This is a genomic window from Vibrio sp. 10N.247.310.98, assembly GCF_041467395.1.
Lineage (GTDB): Bacteria > Pseudomonadota > Gammaproteobacteria > Enterobacterales > Vibrionaceae > Vibrio > Vibrio crassostreae_C.
In genome coordinates this window covers 1-22,208 of sequence record NZ_JBFSUL010000006.1, presented here as the reverse complement: position 1 = coordinate 22,208, position 22,208 = coordinate 1, and the positions used below count along the sequence as shown (strand labels likewise).

Here is a 22,208-nt window from a genome sequence, read left to right as displayed (position 1 = left end):
GCCGGCAGATTTACAGTCTGCTCCCTTTGGCCACTCGGGAACCCCTCCAGGGTGTTTTTCCTAACTCATAATGGATAGGCTAAAGAGATGTTTTTCCCAACGCATCTCTCAAGTGCGGAGCGCATCATAGCAAACACGTTAAACCTGTAAAGAGTTTTTCTTATGGTTTTGTGTTGAATGCTGACTTTTTGGGCAAAGATGGCGAAAAGTACGCATATTGCTCGGGAAGTGAACATCTGTACTAAGGTTTACGTAGTGATAGGTAACACCTTGAGGTAACTCGCTTTCTGCATTGTGTTTGGTTTGTGCAATTCGCCAAGAAACGTAAATGGAATTTAATCTAGATTTACACTTCTTGACGTTACAGCATTCATCAGTTGATAGAATACGGTTAATTTCATTTATAGATATTAAATCTTACTTGCAGACCATTATTATGAAGCATAAATCTGTTTTAACCCTGCTTAGCTTGTCTATTCTTATGGCGTCTCCAGCCGCACTAGCTAAACGCATGGGCCCTAGCACCGTCACTGTTGTTACTGAGCAAGTTGATATTCACCAAGTTAGCCAATCTCTTTCTTTGGTAGGTAAGTTAGAAGCAGAACAATCTGTGATCATTACCTCTGAAGTAGCGGGCAGAGTTGACTCTATCAACATCAAAGCCAATCAAGATGTCACCAAAGGGCAGATGTTGGTTCAATTAGATGACGACAAAGCAAAAGCTGCAGTTGCAGAAGCGCAAGCGTACCTAAAAGACGAGCAACGTAAGCTAGCGGAATTCCAACGACTAGTGAAACGCAACGCGATTACGCAAACTGAAATTGACGCTCAGAAAACTAATGTAGAGATCGCCAATGCTCGCCTAGCTGCCGCCAATGCCAATCTTAAAGACTTACACATCAGCGCGCCTTTCTCTGGCACGGTCGGTTTTATCGACTTTAGCCGCGGAAAAATGGTGACAGCAGGTACTGAGCTTGTGACTTTAGATGATTTGTCTGTGATGCAGTTAGATCTTCAAATTCCTGAGCGTTACCTTTCTAAGCTGTCTAAAGGCATGACAGTGACGGCTCGCACCAGTGCGTGGGGCGAGACTCAGTTCACTGGCACAGTGGTAGGCATTGATTCTCGTATTAATGCTGAAACCTTGAACCTTCGAGTTCGAATCCACTTTGACAACAATAATGATTACCTAAAGCCGGGCATGCTAGTGGCCGCTGATATGGATTTCCCTCCTGTAGAAGCGCCGATCATCCCAGTTCAAGCGCTTGAGTATTCTGGTACTAAGCGTTTTGTCTATGTTATTGGCGAAGACAACAAAGCGACTCGTACTGAAGTTTTCCTCGGGGCACGTATCGATAACGAAGTTGTGATCGACAAGGGCATCGAGATTGGCCAGAAGATCGTGGTGCAAGGTATCGTGAACATGCGTGACGGAGTCTTGGTTCAAGAGCTTGCCGTTAATCGCCCAGCTAAACTTGATGAAAATACAGCAGCACAAGAAGGCGCTAACTAATGTTGTTATCTGATGTTTCTGTAAAGAGACCAGTAGCGGCTGTCGTATTGAGTCTGCTTTTGGTTGTGTTTGGTATTGTCTCTTTCAATAAGCTTGCAGTTCGTGAGATGCCGGATATTGAAAGCCCGGTGGTATCGATCAGTACTCGTTATGAGGGTGCGTCTGCCACCATCATTGAAAGTCAAATAACCTCCAATCTTGAAGACCAGTTATCCGGCATCAGTGGTATCGATGAGATCGAATCCACAACGCGTAACGGTATGTCGCGTATCACGATTACTTTTGAGCTTGGTTACGACCTCAATACTGGTGTCAGTGATGTTCGTGATGCCGTAGCGCGTGCTCAGCGTTCGTTGCCAGATGAAGCCGACGACCCAATTGTTTATAAGAACAATGGTAGTGGTGAAGCCTCGGTCTACATCAACTTAAGCTCGACGGAGATGGACCGAACGCAGTTAACCGATTACACCGAACGTGTGTTGATTGACCGCTTTAGTTTGATCTCAGGTGTGAGCTCGGTGGATATCTCGGGTGGCTTGTACAAAGTAATGTACGTGAAGCTGAAACCTGCGCAGATGGCAGGTCGTGGCGTTACTACTTCGGACATCACTTCTGCGTTAAACAGTGAGAACATTGAAAGCCCGGGTGGTGAAGTACGTAACGATGCGATTGTGATGTCGGTTCGTACCGCTCGTTCTTACACTGAAGCGGAAGATTTCGAATACCTAGTGGTAAAACGTGCCTCTGATAATACACCTATCTACTTAAAAGACGTAGCAGATGTGTACATTGGCGCAGAAAACGAGAATTCGACCTTTAAAAGCGACGGTGTTGTTAACGTTAGTATGGGGATTGTGCCTCAGTCAGATGCGAACCCACTTGAGGTTGCTGATTTAGTCCATAAAGAAGTTGAGGCGATTCAGAAGTTCCTGCCTGACGGGACTCGTTTGGCTGTCGACTATGACTCAACTGTCTTTATCGATCGTTCGATCTCAGAGGTTTACAGCACACTATTTATTACGGGTGGTTTAGTTATCCTCGTGCTTTACGTCTTCATAGGTCAAGCGCGTGCAACACTGATTCCAGCGGTAACCGTTCCTGTGTCGCTAATCTCGTCGTTTATTGCGGCTTACTACTTTGGTTTCTCTATTAACCTAATCACCTTGATGGCACTGATTCTGTCTATAGGTCTGGTGGTTGATGACGCTATCGTAGTGGTTGAGAACATCTTCCACCACATTGAACGTGGTGAATCGCCACTGCTTGCGGCTTATAAAGGGACGCGTGAAGTAGGATTCGCGGTAATCGCAACAACGCTAGTACTGGTTATGGTGTTCCTGCCAATCTCGTTCATGGATGGCATGGTCGGTCTTTTGTTTACGGAGTTCTCGGTACTGTTGGCGATGTCAGTGATTTTCTCGTCTGTCGTAGCATTAACGTTAACGCCGGTTCTGGGTAGTAAGATCCTGAAAGCGAACGTGAAACCAAATCGCTTCAATCGATTTGTAGAACGTGTGTTTGGCAAGCTAGAAGCAGGATACAAAGCGGTATTGCGCCGTGCTTTAAACTGGCGTTGGGCTGCTCCAATCATTATTATCGCGTGTATGGGCGGTAGTTATGGCTTGATGCAACAAGTGCCGTCGCAACTGACGCCACAAGAAGACCGTGGTGTTATCTTTGCGTTTGTTCGTGGTGCTGATGCAACCAGTTACAACCGTATGTCTGCCAATATGGACATCGTTGAAGAGCGCCTAATGCCGCTGCTTGGTCAAGGTTTCTTGAAGTCATTTAGTATTCAATCACCAGCGTTTGGTGGTAATGCTGGCGACCAAACGGGCTTCGTTATCATGATCCTGGAAGATTGGGACGAACGTGATGAAACCGCTCAGGAAGCGTTGAACGAAGTTCGTAAATCTTTAAATGGTATTCCTGATGTACGTGTATTCCCGTTCATGCCGGGCTTCAAAGGTGGTTCAAGTGAGCCTGTTCAATTCGTACTGGGTGGTTCTGATTACTCTGAGCTTCAGAAGTGGGGCGAACTGTTAAAGCAAGCGGCTGAAGACTCTCCAATGATGGAAGGTGCGGACATCGATTACTCTGAGAAAACACCAGAGTTATTAGTAACCGTAGATAAGCAGCGTGCAGCAGAGCTAGGTGTTAGCGTTTCAGACATTTCAGATACGTTAGAAATCATGCTTGGCGGCCGCAGTGAAACGACCTTCGTTGACCGTGGTGAAGAGTACGACGTGTATCTGCGTGGTGATGAAAACAGCTTCAACAACGCGAACGATCTAAGCCAAATCTACATGCGAACTCAGTCTGGTGAGCTGGTTACACTTGATACGCTGACGCACATTGAAGAAGTGGCTTCATCGATTCGTTTGTCGCACTACAACAAGCAGAAATCGGTGACCATTAAAGCGAACCTAATGGAAGGTTACACGCTGGGTGACGCGCTCGATTTCCTTGATGAACAAGCGATTGAACAGCTACCGGGTGATATTTCAGTGAGCTACTCTGGCGAGTCAAAAGACTTTAAAGAGAACCAATCAAGTATCCTAGTGGTGTTTGCGCTAGCGATGCTGGTCGCATACTTGGTACTGGCCGCGCAGTTTGAAAGCTTCATTAACCCGCTGGTGGTGATGTTCACCGTACCTATGGGTATCTTCGGTGGCTTCTTAGGCTTGGTGCTGATGAGTCAAGGGCTCAACGTCTACAGCCAGATTGGTATGATCATGTTGATCGGTATGGTAACCAAAAACGGTATCTTGATCGTAGAGTTTGCTAACCAACTTCGTGACCGTGGTATTGAGTTTGAAAAGGCGATCATTGATGCTTCTGCTCGACGCTTACGTCCAATCATGATGACGGCATTCACGACGCTGGCTGGTGCAATTCCATTGATTACTTCAACGGGCGCAGGCTATGAAAGCCGAGTGGCTGTGGGTACGGTTATCTTCTTCGGTATGGGCTTCGCGACATTGGTAACTCTGTTCGTTATCCCTGCGATGTACCGACTGATTTCAGGATCAACACGCTCTCCGGGTCACGTGGAAGCGGAACTTAATAAAGAGCTTAGCCATGACAACGTGGGAAGAACCTCTCACGGTTAATGAACACGCACGATTAATGAACACGGAATAGTGTAACAATATTGAAAAGCCTGCGTTTGCTCCTAGCGAATTGCAGGCTTTTTTTGTATAACAAACAGAGCTCAACGAATTAATACAATAGATCGAATAAAGGAAAGTAAAGTGGCTGAATTTAAATACAAAGATCTTTCTCAAGAAGAACAAGATAAGCTGGATGCAGCAACCTTTCGTCGCCTGCTAGCACACCTAGATAACAATAAAGATGTGCAGAACATCGATCTGATGATCTTGGCTGGCTTCTGCCGAAACTGTTTCAGTAAATGGTACAAAGCGGAAGCAGAGCAACAAGGCTTAGACTTGGATATCGATGACGCTCGTGAGCGTGTATACGGCATGACTTACGATGAGTGGAAACAAAACCATCAACCAAAAGCGACGCCTGAACAACTTGCGGCATTTGAAGCGAAGCAGAAGCCAGAGTAATTTGTTCTCGTTAGTGGCTGATTAATAGAATGAATAAACAAAAAGAGCCCATCAAGGGCTCTTTTCTATTTCGAACTATCGGTTTTGAACTTAAGCCAACTCACCCGTTTGCGAGAAAGCTTCTAACTTCGCTGCATAAGGTTGTAGGTCACCGATATTCAGATTTACCCACTCGTCATTGAAGTAAGTATCTAGGTAACGCTCACCGCTGTCACATAGCAAAGTCACGATAGAACCTTTTTCGCCACGCGCTTTCATCTCACTGGCTAGCTGAAGTACACCGTACATGTTAGTCCCGGTTGATGCGCCGACCTTGCGACCAAGAATGTCAGATAACCAATGTGTCGTTGCGATACTTGCTGCGTCTGGGATTTTACGCATTTCGTCAACCACACCAGGAATGAAGCTTGGTTCTGCTCGTGGGCGACCAATGCCTTCAATCTTGCTGAATGTACTACATTTCACGTTCGCATTGCCTGTTTGGAAGTATTCGTGGAATACAGAGTTCTCAGGGTCCACAACACAAAGCTTAGTTTCATGTTGTTGGTAGCGAATGAAACGGCCAATCGTCGCTGAAGTACCGCCAGTACCTGGGCTCATTACTACCCAAGCCGGAACTGGGTGATCTTCCATCTGCATTTGATTGAAAATCGAGTTCGCGATGTTGTTGTTACCACGCCAGTCGGTTGCGCGCTCAGCGTAAGTAAATTGATCCATGTAGTGACCATTCAATTCTTCTGCTAAACGGCGAGACTCATCGTAAATTTCATCTGAGCGGTCCACAAGATGCGCTTGGCCGCCGTAGAATTCAATTTGCTCGATCTTTTTCTTCGCTGTGCATTTTGGCATTACCGCGATAAATGGAAGGCCAAGTAGGCGAGCGAAGTAAGCTTCAGACACCGCAGTACTGCCCGATGAAGATTCAATGATCGTGGTTTCTGGGCCAACCCAACCGTTACAGATAGCGTATAAGAACAGAGAACGCGCTAAGCGGTGCTTCAAAGAGCCCGTTGGGTGTGTGCTTTCATCTTTAAGGTAAACATCAATGCCTTCGATACTTGGTAGTTCGAGCTTGATAAGGTGCGTATCCGCTGAGCGTTGGTAATCGGCTTCAATTTTACGAATCGCGTTATTAATCCATTGATGGTCAGTGCACATAAGCGTTCTCCTGATCGAGTGTAGGAATTCTTTGTAATTGGTATGGTTCTAATTTAGCTACAATTGGAGAGAAAAACTTTGCCATATTTGCTTTGTTTTGCTTAAATTGTAGAAAATAATTCTCTTTAAATGCGATTTGGTGAAAGTGTGATAGATGCCGTAGATAAAAAAATATTAGGATTACTGCAAGAAGACAGCACTCTGTCATTGAATGACATTTCTGAAGCAGTCAATCTCACCACAACGCCTTGCTGGAAAAGACTTAAGCGCCTCGAAGAGAACGGCATTATTGAGAAAAGAGTGGCGTTACTGAATCCCGAAAAGCTCGATCTTTCTTTTACCGCGTTCGTATTGATTAAAACCAGTGATCATTCTCATGAGTGGTATGGTCGTTTTGTGAATACTGTGTCGGAATTTCCAGAAGTGATGGAGTTCTATCGCATGGCTGGCGAATATGATTATATGATGAAGGTTCAGGTTAAAGACATGAAGTGCTTTGATGATTTCTATAAGCGCTTGGTGAATAGCATTGATGGTATCTCTAATGTGACCTCGACGTTTGCGATGGAACCATTGAAGTACACGACAGCATTGCCGCTTTAAGCTGCGCCTAGTAATAGATTAACTATCGCTTTAGTTTAACTATCTTCTCAGTTTAGATCTCGTCTCTGCGATAAAGAAAAGGATTATTCATGTTTGCAAAAGTATCTACCGCTATCCAGCTGGTACTGGCGGTCGCCATTTTTTACTTGGGTTACACCATCTACTCATTGACTAATAAAGTCGGTGAAATCGTTGATACTTACCCGCAAGTTATCGAAGACATATCGGGCCTCACCAAAGGGCTCAAAGTAGAAGAGCTATTAGCGCTTGCAGAACATGTCAGCGATCTTGCTCCTCAGGTGTTAAACACTGTCGAAGAAGTTAGAAAGACGATCGATGATGTGAATCAAACCGTAGCCTCGGTCGACAACAAAATCCCTGCGATATTAGATGAAGTGAAAAATGTTCGAACGGAAGTCGAGCAGGTAAGAACCGATGTTATTCCACCAACATTAACTGAATTAAAGAGATACCGCGTAGACGTAATGCCACCAATGCTCGCTGAAAGTAAGTCTTACCGCGAACAGACTATTCCTGTCATCGTCACGGAATCTGAAATGCTACGAGCGGAAGTCCCAGGTATTTTGGCACAAGCTAATTTGTTAGCTGATAAGAGTAAGGAACTCGCTCAGGGAGCCGCTGAGGGCGCGGTGAAAGGCGTAGTGTTATCGCCATTTAACCTTCTACGAGACGCAGGTGATGGCATTAAAACGCGAGTTCAAGGCGAGTTTGAGCCAACGTTAGAAGTTGAGTAGGTTTTATTGATTTTTGCGTGACGAGTTTTCTTAAGCGTCATTAAAGAAAGAGGCTAGGTATTAAACCTAGCCTCTTTTTGTTTGTGCGTATTTGGGGCTTGTAAGAAGCGTTTATCCGCTATTTATTTGAGTGCTATTTAGTAAAACGCATCACACCTTCTTGTACTGCTGTCGCTACCAGCTCACCTTTCTGGTTGAAGATCTCGCCGCGCACTAGGCCGCGAGTGTTCGCTGCCGTTGGGCTTTCAATCGCATAAAGCAGCCATTCGTCCATTTTGAATGGGCGGTGGAACCAGATTGAGTGGTCAATCGTCGCCACTTGAAAATTTGGCGTCATGATAGAGACTTCATGTGGGTGAAGCGCCGTCACTAAGAATCCCCAATCCGATGCGTAGGCAAGCAGGTATTGGTGGATCAAGTGGTTGTCTGGCATCGCGCCATTCGCTCTTACCCAAAGGTATTGTTTCGCTTCCGTCTTCTTAGGTTTCAGTGGGTTTACCACCGTCACCGGACGCATCTCAATCGGCTTTTCGCCACAGAAGGTTTTGCGCAGTTTCTCTGGTAAGAATTCCGCAATGTGGCTCGCTAATTCAGTTTCTGAGGCAAAGTTCTCTGGTCCCGGAATATCAGGCATTGAAATCTGGTGCTCAAACCCTGGCGCATCGCCATGATAAGAAGCAGTGAGATAGAAAATAGGGCGGCCATTTTGAATCGCTTTTACACGGCGTGTGCTAAAGCTGCGTCCATCTCGTAGGTTCTCAACATCGTAAATGATTGGCTTTTCAGGATCGCCGGGAAACAGAAAATAACTGTGGAACGAGTGAACACTACGGTCGTCTTGAACGGTATAACGAGCAGCAGAAAGCGCTTGTCCCAATACCTGACCGCCGTATACCTGTGGTAGGCCTAGGTTCTCACTTTGCCCACGGAATAAACCTTCTTCCAGTTTTTCTAGCTGAAGTAAACTTAGTAATTCTTGTAAAGGTTGACTCATCGCCAGCATTCCTCTTCGTAAAATGGGTGTCAGATTATGGTGTTAATCATTTAGCTTAGTCAGATATCTGTCAATAAATCATAGGGTTTCAAGACAGAATATGAAAGCTCTCTTATAATTGGTGAGTAGATTTGCCGAGTCCGGCAAACATGTTGAGAGAAATTGAATATGAAAAAGGCTCTAATTCTTATTACGTCTTTAGTATCGTTTGGCCTACTTGTTGGTTGCCAAGCAACATCAGAAACGAGCGCTTCTCAGGAAGTGGTTGCAGAGAACACTCAAGTGATTTCAGGAACAGTAAGCTACCGTGAAAGAATTGCATTGCCAGAGAATGCAGTGGTTACCGTTACGCTAGAAGATATCTCACTGGCTGATGCACCATCGACGGTTATCGCAACTCAAGAGTTCACCACAGACGGTAAGCAAGTACCGTTCGCATTCGAGCTGAGCTACGACAACGACAAAATTAAAGCTAACCACCGTTACAACATGCGCGCATCGATTCATGTTGACGGCAAACTGCGTTTCACTACTGACACGATTAAGTCAGTAATTACTGATGTAGAAAATACACAGCAAGCAGACCTACGTTTGGTTGGTGTTCGTTAATCAGAAGTCGATGCCACTGTTAAGGCATCTTGATTGGCTTAACTTAGCCAGTTGAATCAGCGATTAGTGGCAGCTCTAGGGCTGCCATTTGTATATTCTGAGTTTGATCTTTCCTGCATCACTCACCTCAATCCCTTCTTTAACCAAATGCTGCTTTTGTCGGTCGAACGAATCACCCTTTAAAGAGATTTCACCCTTGCTGTTTATCACTCGATACCAAGGCAGTTTGCTACCTTCTGGCAGGTTACCCAGCGCTTTACCAACATGGCGCGCATAGCCCGGAAATCCTGAAAAACGTGCTATGTCTCCATAAGTTGTTACTTTTCCATATGGAATTTGGTGAATCACAGCAAAGATTTGGCTCAAAAATTGGTCCATACTAAATGTTCCTAGTTCATAAATACCAATCACAGTAAGTAAGTGTTCAAAAATAGCGCAGGGAAAAAGCTTGAGAGCAAGGCCGCTCTTTTTGATAAGAAGTTTTGATAAGTAGTTATTCTACAATCAAAAAATCTAACGAGGTTATCGAGTTTTTTAACAAGCTAGGGTGACCAGTTAATTACTACGATTGGTATGGTACCACGGATCGGTAGAAGGAGAGGGCTATGGTATTTACAACGTTTCAGTTCTTGATCACCACATTATTAGCGGTTGTTTGCGCGAGAGCAATCAGTTTAAGTGAGGGAGATATCCCGGTGCTTGCAATGGTAATTCCTGCTTTATGGATTTTACCGCAGGGGGGCATAGCAGGATTAGCTTTGCTTGTTTCCATGACCACTTATGGTCTAACCCTTCCTTTGCAGCCTATCACGCTGTCTGTCAGTGCGTGGGTACTATTCCCGTTATTGATGGTGGTCTTCTCAAGACGCAGTAGTTTGTCGGTCGTGATTATTTCCGGCTTGATTGTGACTACTTTGCAGGTCGGGATCATGGTGACACAATCAGCAGGCAAGCTTGAAGGTGTCCCGTGGGTTACCACACTTCAAACCTTATCAATCATCGTGATTTGGTGGGCGGCAAATCATCTTAAGCCTGCCAGCCGACACAGCTGGTGGTCATTAGGCTTAATACTTCCATTATGGATAGCCGATTTACCTTATGCCGCTTTGGTTGCCTTGTGTGTAACGGGCATCATGGCATCGATGGAAACGCTGACGCGCTTGAAAACCTTCCGCTGGAATAAACTACTGTGTTGGACACTGCCAACGGTCGGTTTTGCGGCTCTGGTGATTACTCCAAGCATCGAAGTACCGAGCCCAGTCTTTGTGGTGTGGTTGTGTCTATTAGGTACCGCGTGGATGACAGACTACATCATTCGCACAGAAGATAACGAAGACATCGATATCTAGTACTCCAGCAATCCAAACCTTCCAAATGCAGGTAAATGGTGAATTTACCTGCGATTTTCTAATGGTTTGAATAAAGGATAAGCACTTAGACCGCAATTGTTCAAAAATAGGGTGGAAGGGCTTGCAATGGTTGCTGTGATGCTTAATAATCCAATCACTCTTTGAGGCAAGCCTCTTAGAAAACGAATCTATGGGGGCCTGGTCCTCCCGCAACAATAGCTCGTGAACTCGGTCAGGCCTGGAAGGGAGCAGCCGCAGCGAGTGACTTGTGTGCCGGGATGTGGCTGGGTTCCCACCCCTTATGATGTTTGCAAACTAACTTATATCTATAGCATTGATATATGTACTAATTGCAGTACTCCGCCTTAAAAAGCCAGAGTTAGGAACTTCCTAACTCTGGCTTTTGTCGTTAGATCAATAGCAAAAAATATACTATACCTACTAATACCAACTTAGTTTGATATGGTGTCGAATGACTGCAATCGTTAAAATTCAAGCTCAGATCAAGATTGATCACTCAGGCTTAATGCTCAACATTCCCGTACTTGTTACCGAACAGGGCGCGTTCGAACCTCTGCTTGATTACGTCATTAGCCAATCTCATATAAAAAGCCTACCTTGGATGAACCGAGTTGTGTTTGCATGTCAGTTATTACTGGAATACATGGAAGCCAATCGGGGACTATTCTCAGAACCGAACCTTCTATTTCAATCTTTTGTACAACGACTATCATCGGGGACCATCGACAAAGCAGGGTTTGATTCATCAGGTTTGTTTTGGTTACCTCGATCCGTCTCCAACGTTAATCAGCTTTTATCTGCATTGAATGGATTAACGGATTGGCTCTCTATCCATAAAAATACAAGCAGTCTTAACGACTTTGAAGAAGCAACCACCCACCAAGAGCGACTCAATTACGCCGCGTGGCATAAGAGAAACCAACATAACTTCCTTGGCCATATCAAAAAAAATGCGATTCCAGATCTACTAAAAAGAGTAAGAAAAGTTCGCGGAAAAAAAGATGTGATTAAAGTGGATGGTGATGCGATTTCATTTCCCGAGCAGTTGTTTAAAGCATTTTTTATCGACGGTGTCGGTAGTGCGAGAGATTCAAGAGTAGCTATTCGTGATCAATTGATTTTACTGTTGATGCACGGAGCTGGGGTTAGAGAGAGTGATGCCCTGCATTTGTGGGTTGATGATGTGTTTCTTGATCCAATGAACTCTGATAGTGTTACCGTTCGTTTATATCATCCTGAAGATGGCAAGGCACCGAATCATTGGGTCGGTAGAAAACGACAAAGTACGCGTTCGGCTTACCTTGCTGAAAAGTATCACCTAACACCACGCAATAAACTCACGGGTACCGCCAGAGTTGGTTGGAAAACCAAAGTGGTCGATCACGATGATAACTATATTCAACTTCATTGGTTTCCCTCTTATTACGGGGAAGTGTTTGCTTATTTATGGCAGCAATATTTATTTGCTTTGCTCCCTATTCAGCGCAATCACCCTTACGCTTTTGTTTCTTTTTCTAGACGGCAACTAGGTAACGCATTAACGCTAAATGCTTTCAATCAAAGCTATGCGGCGGGTATGGGCAGAATAGGTCAACTTGCATCGAAGCCAGAAGGTCGTTCACCTCATGGACATCGCCATGCCTATGGAAGACGCATGTCTAATGCAGGGGTAGATGTGCGATTCATTAAGAAAGCACTGCATCACTCTTCTCTATTATCTCAGTCGATCTACACCCAACCAGGCGTCCGTGATGTCACACTTGCTTGCGAGCGTGCCACGCAGAAGCTTGATGGTCAGCAGTATGCGAACTTCAAGCAAGATGTTGAACTGAGTTGGGAAACCATTATGGAATCTGGGTTCGAAGATATTGATCCCGACGGTTTGTTTTCAGGTAAAGCGCCAAAATTTGGGAAACGAACTAAATGAAATCAATAGACTATGAATTTAATTGGTTCACCGAAAAGAATGGTTCGGGTTGGGATACGTGGCGAGAGGTTGCGGCGACGTGGTTGCATCAAAAGAAGTATGGCATTGATCATAAGAAGAATGCATTGGACCGGTTTTTGGATGAATACTTAGTTCCGAAATTTATTATTGATCCCGTCGAGTTTTTCGAAATGGGTCCGCAAGATTATGATCAGTTTCTCGGTCAATTCGAATTGTCGGAAGGCTACAGGGTTCGACAAAACAATGAGGTGTGCTCGTTTATCGATTGGGTGATAACCACATATTACTCGCAACCGGATGATGACGGTGAGTTGGTTGCTATGTTCAAAAACCCTTTTCAAAAGGGGTCTAATCCAGTTAAAAATCAAGAAACGGTCTACAACGCTTTACCTTATACCTACATTAAACGGTTGCGAAAAACTCTTTGTCCGATTGAAAGGGGAAACTTTTCAGACTGGAAATGGGCGATTGAGCAAAGTGACGCATTTATATTGAATGGCCGGCATCAAAGAGACTGGTTTATTGTTGACGGCTCTGTCATTGATAAAGATGACCCTGATTTTGTATGGCGGAAAATCAAAGTAGATAAGCCTCGCAGTATTAGAATTGATGGAGTGCTAAAACCGTTTAAGAAAGGTGAGCATTTTTATGTGATTTGGTCCCCCGTTCGCGCAATGGCACTGTACCTAAAATTGCAACTTCCATTACGTACTTTTCAGGTTCGTATGCTTGATTCTGGTGAAGCCGATACGTGGCGCTACGAAAGTGGAAGTTGGGTTGCTAACGAAATGAATGATTTTGTTGAAGGCAGTGAAAAGCACCCTTGGCAAAAAGGTGTATTTCACCGAATCATCACACCAGACATTGGCGATGTGATGACAGGTCTTTACATTAATACTAATAAGACCGCTGATAAGAATAAGGATGAAATCACGCGAGGCTATGTGATCCCTTGGCAGCATGAAGAGGTCTTATATTGGCTAGAAAAACTGCGCAACTGGCAACAGAAATACAACCCTATTACGGAAGCAACCTCTATTCATCAGCTTGATTACAAACATTTTGGAAGCACAAAAACTGATATTCAGCGCAATGAAATTGGCAACATTTGTTTTTTGTTCCGCAATGCCGCCGCCACCATAAATAGTGAAAAGAAATTGCCGATAACCCAAGGGTATTTGAATACACTTTGGGTTAATTTAATGGCGCAACTCGAACAGGATGTTCATGAAGATGACCATAAATTAACGGACGGTAGTAAAGTTAATTTTATTGACCCTACCAATCATCGTAAGACGTTCTTCCCACTGCATTCATTACGTGTCTCGCTTATCACTTGCTACACCATCGAAGGGGAAATCCCCGCGCCGGTATTATCCAAATTACTGGTGGGTCACAGTAGGCTCATCATGACGATGCATTACACTAAGATCTCGCCTGTGATGATGGCGAAAAAAATGCAGGTGGCAGAAAGCAAAATTGAAGAACAAAACGACGCAAGCTTGCATTCATTTTTGGTCAATAAATCGATAGAGCAGATCGGCTTAAAATCCGCTTATACAGATATTGAGTCGCTGCGCACGGTACTAAGGGTGAGGAACCCCGCAGGATGGCAGGAAAAAGCGATAGGTATTTGTTTAGCAGGAGGGAATACCACGCCCCTTGTGGAAAACACTTCAATTGCAGGTTGCTGGAATGGTGGTGAAAAACTAAAAAAAGCGAATCGTAATCAAGCGGACTTGTATGGCCCTGTTCCTCATGGAATTGAAAATTGCGTCCGTTGTCGCTGGTTTATCACCGACATCAAATACATCCATTCATTAACCGCTCACTTTAACAACCTTAGCTATCACGCCTCTGAATCAGCCAAAATCGCAGCAGAATTAGAAGCTGAGCAAGCTGAGTTGTTGGATGAAGAGTACTTTTGTGAGGTGAATAATGAGCCTTTCAAAAAATACGAGTATTTGCATCAAATAGATCGACGCATTGAAAAGCAAAAAATTGGTGCGGATGAATACTGTAAAGACTTAGTCGCGTGTTTTCAGATCATTCGTAAGCTCATTAATATCGAAGAGCAGCGCCTGCCAGAAGATACAGCGGATAAAGTCGTCGCAATGGGCTCACATGCCGAGATCTCTCCCTTCTTTAGCTTTCTAGATACAGACTCTGAATTTAGGCAATTGATACAACTGTGTGATGACGCAGAAGTTTACGCCGATCTGCGGGATGATTTAAGAAAAACACCCGCGATCACTCATCGTTCAAACAAGTTGAATTCAATGCTAATGCAATCGGGTTACATGCCATTTTTGATGCAACTTGATGATGAAACGCAACTGTTAGCGGGCAATGCAATGATTAATGCCATGCTCAAAGCGACAGGAGAACTTGATAAAACCAAAGCGATGGGTCTCATCGCATCGTATCTTGATACGGAAACGTATTTACAAGACGCGGGTTTGTTGGAGATTGGGGTTAAAGCTATTGAATCTCAAACCGGAATTAATATTTTACGTCTTGCCGATTTATCGAAAAACAAAGTTGGAGTGACTAAAAATGGCTAGCCCCGTTGATCCACATATCGTATTAGAAGAGCTTTGCTCAAGAGCAACAGCCCGCACAACGACAGCGCTAAGAACATTGCACCAAATTCTAGAACAACAAAGCCAGATGAAGTCATTGGACTTCTCTATTGTCACGATTGGAAAGTTATCTCAAGAACAAGGTGGACCTTCGACACAAACCATTCGTAATCGAACAGGAAAGCATTTTCAGCAATTGATTGATGCGTGGGCAGCCTATTCGGGAACGACTCGTAAGAAGCCACTCTCGGTGCGTCAAAAGCAGCTTCTCAACAATAATGACCAACGCATACTGGAGTCTATCGATGATCCAGTCATTCGAGCGGTTGTCGGTTCGTTAATTGCGGAGAGGAACAAATACAGAGACCAGCTTAACGTATTAAAAGCGAATGCCGATATTGTCATAGACCGGACTACTAAATCTCAGCCTCAGGTGGCGGCTACTTCAAATCAGCTGACACCAATAGAAGTGGAGGCTCTGCGGTTTGCCATTTCTGACGAGTTTATGGATGAAAAAAGATGGGTTGTGATGCCGACGGGGCAAGTTAAAGATGAAAATGGCATAGAGGTTTACCAGCGAGGTTATGTGAATGGGGTGCTTAAATTAATCTAAGTGTGGGGGAAGTAGGGCTGTGGACGACGCTTTGCCCGGAAGTGAGTTGAGTTAACGGTTACCGGATCACCTAACAAGGTTTTGCCCCATTTCTTCTTAGCCTATTGTTGACTCTCATTTCCCTAACCTGCCATTTGACCAACTTTTACTAATGCATGTACTGTGGTTACTGCGTCGAGAGAACATCACCAAACAGGAGCAAATTCGCTTGGACGAAATAGAAAAAATCATAAGTCGATACGACGAAGCTTATGTTGGCGATAGTTTAAGGACACTAGAAGACATAAATAGATTTACGGGCACTTTCGTAAAGGATGTGGCAGAGATTTATGATTGCATTACAAGGATTCGAAACATCGAGCGCAATCCTACTGGCTTCAACTTAGAAGATGCTCCTATTTTAGGATTACTAACGAGGATCTGGAAGTTACTCAAAGAAGTTGTAATCTACTACGAACAGGATAATGCAGAAATTATAAGTATTTTAGAAAGGCCGTTAATCGAAGCAGCAGTAACTGCCGAATATTTGTTATTAAGTGAATCTGATGTAATTGAAGATTACAGAAAGTGCTCATACAAAGATAGGTTGAGAATACTTCGCGAATTAAAGGAAGGCTCTAGATTTTTTGAGACCAAAGCAGGAAAACGGCTTCTTAAGTCAGTTCATGAGAAAATGGACTTGGAAGGCTTCACAGAAGAAGACTTTAAGGTACAGAAGAAAAATCGATGGAAGCTTCAAGGGAAGACCTTTTTTGACATATTCAAGGAAATTTCATACGAGGACCTATACAAGTATACTTACGGGATGATGTCTGAGTCTATTCACGGTTCTTGGAACGAGTCTATGGACTGGTGTCTTCAAAAGAATGAGGATGCAACATTCTCTGTATACCCTTTTTATCATCCAGCCGACATAAGATATATCTGTCCCACACGGCTTTGTTTCCTAAATCAGGGAACTAATGCTTAAAGCTACGATCAGATCATCTAAGTTCACTCACATACTTAGAGCAATGCCAAAGCCTCGCTACAGAACAACTAACTGGAAACAATATAACCAAGCCCTAATCAATCGTGGTTCACTGACATTCTGGATTGATGAGGAAGCGATTCAACAGTGGAAGCAACTCAAGCAAGGTAAACGAGGTCGACCTCGATTGTTTAGTGACTTAGCCATTACGACCGCCCTCATGGTTAAACGAGTATTCGCGATGCCGTTGAGAGCGTTACAAGGATTCATCGATTCTGTTTTCAAACTCGCTCAACTCCCGTTGTCATGTCCTCATTATTCATGCATCAGTAAACGAGCCAAAACGGTTAATGTGTCATTCAAGACAAAGACCCGAGGCGCAATACAGCATTTAGCCATTGATGCAACAGGGCTAAAGGTCTACGGTGAAGGTGAATGGAAAGTAAAAAAACATGGTACTGACGGGAAGCGTCGAGTTTGGCGTAAGCTCCATTTAGCCGTAGACACTGGCACTCATGAAATCATTGCGGCTGAGTTAAGTTTATCGAATGTCACTGACGGTGAAGCTCTTCCTAATTTACTGAATCAAACTCGTCGTAGAATCAATGAGATATCTGGTGATGGAGCTTACGATACAAGACAATGCTACGAAGCAATACGTATTAAACAAGCTGTTCCACTTATTCCACCGAGAGAAGGTGCTGCTTTTTGGTTACGAGGTCACCCCCGTAATCTGGCGGTAGCTTGCCAGAAATTATACGGCTCAAATAAACATTGGAAAAAGAAGTACGGTTACCATAAACGGTCACTTTCAGAGACGGCTATGTTCCGTGTAAAGACACTGTTTGGTGGGCGATTAAGTTTAAGAAACTATAATGCTCAGGTTGGTGAAACCTACGCCATGATTAAAGCGTTGAATAAGCTCACAGGGTTAGGTATGCCTAAAACGATAGAAATAGCCTAATAATCACCCATACTGGCCGTTTCTATCTGAGATCCAATTAGGAAACAAAGCCCTTCCTAATTTGAATTTAGCAGAGGGAGATATCAAAGAGGTTCCGGCAAAACAGCGACGTGCTAAACCTCTTTCGCTAAAGGAGTACCAAGACTCAGCGCCTAGTAGAAATGATGCCATTATTGCTGCATTTAATAGCGGTGGCTATACGCAAAAGCAAATAGGGAATCACTTCGACTTACATTATTCACGAGTCAGCCGTATAGTGGCAAAAGGCAAGACCTGCCCCCCCCCCCCGTTGTTAGGTATGCCCGTAAGAAATGAAGTGGCTTAATTGCTCGCAGCCCTTGGGGTTACTACGCTCTTAGGGAGGAATTGTTCAACAACGCCACCTGTAAATCTCAAAAATCCTACATATTTTTCTTTAAAATTCCGCTTCCGTTTATTTTGTGACTGAATGGGCGCGTTAGCTAATATTTTTTGTCATCTACTGTGTTTCTGGCTCAGCGATTGGGTTGGCTGGGTTAAAATTTATTGGTAAAAGATCGGATGTCCTATTTCACTTCCATTTTTATTCTTTTTTTTCATTACTTTAAGGGGATTTAGGCTTATGAGGCGATTTTGATAGTATAAAATAATTTACTTAGCGTGCTAACCAAGTATAATAGTTAGCACGCTAGGTAAATGGTAACCATGATGCAAAAAGAATTCGACCATATGAAAGAGCTATCACTGGCAGAACAATTGGGGCGTCTGCATCGCTTATGGCGCACCGCTGTTGACATTGAACTTGCCCCTTTAGAGTTAACTTACCCACGCTGGACAGCCTTATGGAAACTGTGGCGATTAGGCGACAACCTCAGTCAAAAAGTATTAGCCAATGCCTTAGAAATTGAACTGGCCTCTTTAATGCGCACCTTAGCCCAATTAGAACAGCAAGGGCTCATTGAACGCCACTGTTGCCCCCATGATAAACGCGCCAGACTTGTCAATTTGACTCCTGCTGGACTCGATTTAATAACGAAAGTTGAAGTAACAATTATCAATATCCGTAGCCAATTGCTCTTAGGCATAAACGCTGAAGAACTTACTGAGTTTGAAAGAGTAATTAATCTGATTGGTAATAATGCGTTAACCAAATTAGCTAAAATGACAGACAAGTAAGTGAATACAAATATGACACCAGATCAACAATTTTCGCGGCTAACAAAAATTGCCTTAGCAGGCTTTATGCTGGTATTTGGTTACTTTATGTTTGCTGATGCGACTATGCCATTAACGCCGCAGGCTATGGCAACTCGGGTTGTGACTAAGGTTACCCCACAAGTTAATGGCCGCATTAAAACTATTGCTGTCACTAATAACCAAGTTGTTAGCAAGGGTGAATTACTGTTTGAAGTAGATCCTAGACCGTATAAGTTAGCGGTAGATGAAGCGCAGTTGGCTTTAGAGCAAGTCCAGCAAGATAACGCTGAGCTAGATGCCTCTTTGTTAGCGGCGCAAGCTGATGTCAATGCCAGCCAAACCACATCACAACAAAAACGCAGCGAAGCAAAGCGTCTTGATGCACTGTACAAAACTAATGGCGTATCCCAACAGCAACGCGATCAAGCTGACAGCGATGCCGCTGCGGCTGAAGCAAATTTGCTGGCAACCCAAGCCCGTTTAAAGCAATTAGAAGTGAGCCGCGGTGTTTACGGTAACAATAACTTAAAAGTACGTCAGGCCGAAAATCGCTTAGCCCAAGCCAAATTAAACCTGTCTTATACCCAAGTTCATGCGGATCAAGACGGCACAGTTACTAACTTGCAAATCATGGTCGGCGGCTTTGCGGCCATTGGCCAGCCACTGCTGGCTCTTGTTTCTGATGATGTGGATATTATTGCTGATTTTAGAGAAAAGGCATTACGAGATGTCTCAATTTCATCTAAAGCCCTTGTTGCGTTTGACGGTGAACCAGGCCGTTTATATCGCGCCCACGTCAGCAGTATTGATGCTGGGGTTAGCGCCGGACAGTTCGATGCCAATGGCAGTTTAGCGACTCCGCAACAATCTGATCGCTGGGTCCGTGACGCCCAAAGAATGAGATTGCATTTACAATTAGATAATGACGAAGTCATGAGAACATTGCCAACGGGGGCACGGGCGACGGTGCAGATAATGCCAGAAAATAGTTTGCTGAACTTATTAGCTCATGGGCAGATTAAAGCCATCAGTATGCTGCACTATATCTATTAACATCATACATTTGATAGATGCGCTATTTTAAATATATTACAGCGACACAAGGCAACAATCATGTTACTAAGATTTAATCCCATGACAGCCAATGATTTACGTCAATGTCTACGTATTGCCACTGCTGGCACGATTGGCTTTACTGTGTGCAAACTGTTCGGCTTTAGTAACGGGGTGTTTTATACTGTTACCCCTATGGTATTGCTAGGGCTAGCACCTGTGTTCACCGCCCATGTCGCGCGGCAGGTGTTGGCGTCTTCTGTCACAGCTGGATTAGTGGTAGGCGTTATCGGTGGTTTATTTGGTGGCCATCCAGTCTTAATGACCCTGATTATTTTTGGGGTGTTTGTTGGCTTTTTTACCGCCATGACCCGCGGCAGTTTTTTTCTTTATGGTGCCAATAGTTTACTTAATCTGAGCATCATGCTTAATTTTGCCAGTTACCCTGATACTGATCTAAACGGTCTCATCGGCGCTAATCTCGGCGCCACAATACTGGCAATCATTATCGCCTATATCATGGTCTCGTTAATCCCTGATGTTGAACCCAGAAAATTGCAAAAACCACCAGCAAAATCAGTAAATCGAATGCGACATGAAGTATTACTGGGGGCAACTATCGCCACAGCATCTTTTGTCGTGTTCCAGATATTTAATCTGCAAGACTCTATGTCGGCGCAAGCTGCCACAATTTTATTACTTTATCCGATGCATTTTACTGGGGTATTAAATTATGCCCTTAAACGTGCGATAGGTACCTTTCTTGGAGTGACATTCGGTGTGTTAGCCCAGTTGTTTCTTTATGATTGGTCAGGGCTGTTGATCTTAGTCGTGCCGGTTTTATGGTTTGGGTTAATGCTATTTAGCCAAGTACACGTCAAAGAAAACGTCGGCGCTGGGGTTGGCTTTGGAGCGATGACCACGCTAGGGATTTTATTTGGCCAATACCTCACCCCAGGTAGCGATCTGATATATAGTGCACTTTACCGTATTAGCAGTATTTTGGTTGCCATCGTAGCGACTTTATTACTGTGTTACATCATGCACACTTTACTTAACCGATTTGCTGCAACGCGCTTAAGTTATCAGTAATGCTGATAATGATTAATCGAGCATGGAAAAAAACTGCTTGTGACTCAGCATTAGAAACAATAGGGTCATGTCTTGTCTTTTGTCTCTCATAACAATCACCTGATTCCAGTACGGGATCAGGTACTAGTATTTCAATAAAGCAATTGGAGACACCGTTGAAACTTTTTCCTCTTTGCCATACCTGTAGTTATTCATGATTTGCTAATGTTTACTTTTCCGAAACTCATTTCTGCCCAAAGGTATGCTGGCGGTAGCATGTAACGCAAAAATGCCCTCAATGAAATGAGTTCTATTGCTTGAAAGTCGTGCGCCACTGAATCGGCGATACATGAAAAGCAGATTTAAAGTGCTTTCTAAATACACTGTCAGAGCCAAAACCCGCTTGCTCTGCAATTTGAGGTATCGATAGTTTCGTGGTTTCTAATAGACGTTGGCTAAACACCAAACGTCGATTTTGCAGCCATTCACCAAATGTACAACCATAGGTGGATTTAAACTGGCGTGTAAAGGTACGTTTACTCATCGCACAGCGCTCAGCGAGTTCATCTAGTGAATGAGACTGATTGAGACTCTGCTCAACCTGCTCAATCACAAGGTTAATACTTGTCTCTGTGAGGGGTTTTATGTTGACTGGTGCTGGTATGTATTGTTGCTGCCCACCATTACGAGATGGTGCAGTCACCATCTTACGAGCGAGATCATTCGCAAGCTCACTACCACACAAACGGCGCACTATGTGCAGACAGCAATCGAGTGAAGCTGCTACTCCAGCAGAGGTGATGATAGTCTCATGTTCAACAAATAGAGGGTTTGGGTCAAAATTCACCTTAGGAAATTGCTGCTGAAATTGTTCGGTAAATGCCCAGTGGCTTGTGGCTCGTTTGCCATCGAGAACGCCAGCACACGCGAGAACATAAGAACCAAGGCAGAGCCCTACCAGCAACTTCCCTTTATCATGATGATCTATTAACGCCTCTAGAAGTCGCTCACTTGGCTCTGGCAGGTCATTTGGCCAGCTTGGAATAATTATAATATCGGCTTCTTGGGTAGCACTTAGATCGCTATCGACCACCACACCAAATCCAGAGCTTGTTTCAAACCGCAAGCTGTTTTCGCTACAGATCCTCAAGTTAAACCGAACCGGCTGACCGAAAAAGATATCTCGAAACACCAGACAGGGCACAGAGAGATGAAAAGCACTGATGCCTTCAAAGGCTACCATCGTAATTTTAA

Annotated in this window: 19 protein-coding genes and 1 other RNA gene; 16 read left to right on the top strand and 4 right to left on the bottom strand. The window is 44.1% G+C overall.

Features of this window, described 5'->3' with window-relative positions; translation table 11 throughout:
• Positions 1-436 precede the first annotated feature (436 nt).
• The 3 genes from AB6E78_RS04125 to AB6E78_RS04115 all read left to right on the top strand — a co-directional run bounded on the left by AB6E78_RS04125 (position 437) and on the right by AB6E78_RS04115 (position 5,088).
• Positions 437-1,513 (top strand): efflux RND transporter periplasmic adaptor subunit, encoded by a 1,077-nt coding sequence (locus AB6E78_RS04125; protein ID WP_029222602.1) that lies wholly within the window; start codon positions 437-439, stop codon positions 1,511-1,513.
• Positions 1,513-4,626 (top strand): vibriobactin export RND transporter permease subunit VexH, encoded by a 3,114-nt coding sequence (gene vexH / locus AB6E78_RS04120; RefSeq protein WP_372132880.1) that lies wholly within the window; start codon positions 1,513-1,515, stop codon positions 4,624-4,626. Before AB6E78_RS04125 ends, vexH begins: the two co-directional genes overlap by 1 nt.
• 141 nt (positions 4,627-4,767) lie before the next feature.
• Positions 4,768-5,088, top strand: coding sequence for a DUF1244 domain-containing protein (locus tag AB6E78_RS04115; RefSeq protein ID WP_004736423.1), 321 nt, complete (start codon positions 4,768-4,770; stop codon positions 5,086-5,088).
• Positions 5,089-5,178: 90 nt separating this feature from the next.
• On the opposite strand, the gene AB6E78_RS04110 is transcribed toward AB6E78_RS04115, so the two are convergent.
• Positions 5,179-6,246 carry a PLP-dependent cysteine synthase family protein gene (locus tag AB6E78_RS04110; RefSeq protein ID WP_372132883.1) on the bottom strand — a complete coding sequence of 356 codons (1,068 nt, stop codon included), beginning with the start codon at positions 6,244-6,246 and terminating at the stop codon, positions 5,179-5,181.
• 129 nt (positions 6,247-6,375) lie between these two features.
• Between AB6E78_RS04110 and AB6E78_RS04105 the strand changes: the two genes are divergently transcribed.
• On the top strand, positions 6,376-6,849 hold the full coding sequence (locus AB6E78_RS04105) for an Lrp/AsnC family transcriptional regulator (protein WP_017078855.1): 474 nt from the start codon (positions 6,376-6,378) through the stop codon (positions 6,847-6,849).
• A gap of 89 nt (positions 6,850-6,938) precedes the next feature.
• Positions 6,939-7,604: a hypothetical protein gene (locus tag AB6E78_RS04100; RefSeq protein WP_017070264.1), complete on the top strand. Its 666-nt coding sequence runs from the start codon at positions 6,939-6,941 to the stop codon at positions 7,602-7,604.
• Positions 7,605-7,737: 133 nt separating this feature from the next.
• On the opposite strand, the gene tesB is transcribed toward AB6E78_RS04100, so the two are convergent.
• Complete coding sequence (tesB, locus tag AB6E78_RS04095; protein ID WP_029235187.1) at positions 7,738-8,598, bottom strand: acyl-CoA thioesterase II; 861 nt, start codon at positions 8,596-8,598, stop codon at positions 7,738-7,740.
• Between the two features lie 168 nt (positions 8,599-8,766).
• Here tesB and AB6E78_RS04090 point away from each other — a divergent pair, with 168 nt between their 5' ends.
• On the top strand, positions 8,767-9,207 hold the full coding sequence (locus AB6E78_RS04090; RefSeq protein ID WP_102319976.1) for a YbaY family lipoprotein: 441 nt from the start codon (positions 8,767-8,769) through the stop codon (positions 9,205-9,207).
• A gap of 75 nt (positions 9,208-9,282) precedes the next feature.
• Here AB6E78_RS04090 and AB6E78_RS04085 read toward each other — a convergent pair whose 3' ends face one another.
• The gene (locus tag AB6E78_RS04085) at positions 9,283-9,585 is read right to left on the bottom strand and encodes an MGMT family protein (RefSeq protein WP_048609271.1); all 303 of its coding nucleotides are present in this window, start codon (positions 9,583-9,585) and stop codon (positions 9,283-9,285) included.
• A 227-nt stretch (positions 9,586-9,812) separates the two neighbouring features.
• Here AB6E78_RS04085 and AB6E78_RS04080 point away from each other — a divergent pair, with 227 nt between their 5' ends.
• The 10 genes from AB6E78_RS04080 (at position 9,813) to AB6E78_RS04035 (ending at position 20,975) form a co-directional block, all read left to right on the top strand.
• A complete protein-coding gene (locus AB6E78_RS04080; protein WP_017064066.1) occupies positions 9,813-10,556 on the top strand; it encodes a hypothetical protein in 744 nt (247 codons plus the stop codon).
• Between the two features lie 196 nt (positions 10,557-10,752).
• An RNA gene (gene ffs, locus AB6E78_RS04075) (signal recognition particle sRNA small type) lies at positions 10,753-10,849 on the top strand.
• Between the two features lie 179 nt (positions 10,850-11,028).
• Positions 11,029-12,504 carry a gamma-mobile-trio recombinase GmtY gene (gene gmtY, locus AB6E78_RS04070; RefSeq protein WP_372132886.1) on the top strand — a complete coding sequence of 492 codons (1,476 nt, stop codon included), beginning with the start codon at positions 11,029-11,031 and terminating at the stop codon, positions 12,502-12,504.
• A complete protein-coding gene (locus AB6E78_RS04065; protein WP_102319973.1) occupies positions 12,501-15,089 on the top strand; it encodes an integrase family protein in 2,589 nt (862 codons plus the stop codon). Before gmtY ends, AB6E78_RS04065 begins: the two co-directional genes overlap by 4 nt.
• A complete protein-coding gene (gene gmtX, locus AB6E78_RS04060; RefSeq protein WP_102319972.1) occupies positions 15,082-15,720 on the top strand; it encodes a gamma-mobile-trio protein GmtX in 639 nt (212 codons plus the stop codon). The genes AB6E78_RS04065 and gmtX overlap by 8 nt, the downstream gene beginning before the upstream one ends.
• A gap of 208 nt (positions 15,721-15,928) precedes the next feature.
• Positions 15,929-16,690, top strand: a complete 762-nt coding sequence (locus AB6E78_RS04055) for a DUF5677 domain-containing protein (protein ID WP_372132891.1) — start codon at positions 15,929-15,931, stop codon at positions 16,688-16,690.
• Between the two features lie 43 nt (positions 16,691-16,733).
• The gene (locus AB6E78_RS04050) at positions 16,734-17,654 is read left to right on the top strand and encodes an IS5 family transposase (RefSeq protein ID WP_029236538.1); all 921 of its coding nucleotides are present in this window, start codon (positions 16,734-16,736) and stop codon (positions 17,652-17,654) included.
• Between the two features lie 687 nt (positions 17,655-18,341).
• On the top strand, positions 18,342-18,809 hold the full coding sequence (slyA, locus tag AB6E78_RS04045) for a transcriptional regulator SlyA (protein ID WP_017059069.1): 468 nt from the start codon (positions 18,342-18,344) through the stop codon (positions 18,807-18,809).
• A gap of 12 nt (positions 18,810-18,821) precedes the next feature.
• Complete coding sequence (locus AB6E78_RS04040; protein ID WP_017059068.1) at positions 18,822-19,883, top strand: HlyD family secretion protein; 1,062 nt, start codon at positions 18,822-18,824, stop codon at positions 19,881-19,883.
• A 60-nt stretch (positions 19,884-19,943) separates the two neighbouring features.
• Positions 19,944-20,975, top strand: coding sequence for a DUF2955 domain-containing protein (locus AB6E78_RS04035; protein ID WP_017059067.1), 1,032 nt, complete (start codon positions 19,944-19,946; stop codon positions 20,973-20,975).
• Between the two features lie 289 nt (positions 20,976-21,264).
• Here AB6E78_RS04035 and AB6E78_RS04030 read toward each other — a convergent pair.
• A partial coding sequence (locus AB6E78_RS04030; RefSeq protein WP_372132894.1) for a GlxA family transcriptional regulator occupies positions 21,265-22,208 on the bottom strand: 944 nt, incomplete at its 5' end.

What these genes read in the sequence shown, in the direction of transcription:
- AB6E78_RS04125 (WP_029222602.1), top strand. Translation starts at nt 437, where the DNA reads ATGAAGCATAAATCTGTTTTAACCCTGCTTAGCTTGTCTATTCTTATG.
- vexH (WP_372132880.1), top strand. Translation starts at nt 1,513, where the DNA reads ATGTTGTTATCTGATGTTTCTGTAAAGAGACCAGTAGCGGCTGTCGTA.
- AB6E78_RS04110 (WP_372132883.1), bottom strand. Translation starts at nt 6,246, where the DNA reads ATGTGCACTGACCATCAATGGATTAATAACGCGATTCGTAAAATTGAA.
- AB6E78_RS04105 (WP_017078855.1), top strand. Translation starts at nt 6,376, where the DNA reads ATGCGATTTGGTGAAAGTGTGATAGATGCCGTAGATAAAAAAATATTA.
- AB6E78_RS04100 (WP_017070264.1), top strand. Translation starts at nt 6,939, where the DNA reads ATGTTTGCAAAAGTATCTACCGCTATCCAGCTGGTACTGGCGGTCGCC.
- tesB (WP_029235187.1), bottom strand. Translation starts at nt 8,598, where the DNA reads ATGAGTCAACCTTTACAAGAATTACTAAGTTTACTTCAGCTAGAAAAA.
- AB6E78_RS04090 (WP_102319976.1), top strand. Translation starts at nt 8,767, where the DNA reads ATGAAAAAGGCTCTAATTCTTATTACGTCTTTAGTATCGTTTGGCCTA.
- AB6E78_RS04085 (WP_048609271.1), bottom strand. Translation starts at nt 9,585, where the DNA reads ATGGACCAATTTTTGAGCCAAATCTTTGCTGTGATTCACCAAATTCCA.
- AB6E78_RS04080 (WP_017064066.1), top strand. Translation starts at nt 9,813, where the DNA reads ATGGTATTTACAACGTTTCAGTTCTTGATCACCACATTATTAGCGGTT.
- gmtY (WP_372132886.1), top strand. Translation starts at nt 11,029, where the DNA reads ATGACTGCAATCGTTAAAATTCAAGCTCAGATCAAGATTGATCACTCA.
- AB6E78_RS04065 (WP_102319973.1), top strand. Translation starts at nt 12,501, where the DNA reads ATGAAATCAATAGACTATGAATTTAATTGGTTCACCGAAAAGAATGGT.
- gmtX (WP_102319972.1), top strand. Translation starts at nt 15,082, where the DNA reads ATGGCTAGCCCCGTTGATCCACATATCGTATTAGAAGAGCTTTGCTCA.
- AB6E78_RS04050 (WP_029236538.1), top strand. Translation starts at nt 16,734, where the DNA reads ATGCCAAAGCCTCGCTACAGAACAACTAACTGGAAACAATATAACCAA.
- slyA (WP_017059069.1), top strand. Translation starts at nt 18,342, where the DNA reads ATGCAAAAAGAATTCGACCATATGAAAGAGCTATCACTGGCAGAACAA.
- AB6E78_RS04040 (WP_017059068.1), top strand. Translation starts at nt 18,822, where the DNA reads ATGACACCAGATCAACAATTTTCGCGGCTAACAAAAATTGCCTTAGCA.
- AB6E78_RS04035 (WP_017059067.1), top strand. Translation starts at nt 19,944, where the DNA reads ATGTTACTAAGATTTAATCCCATGACAGCCAATGATTTACGTCAATGT.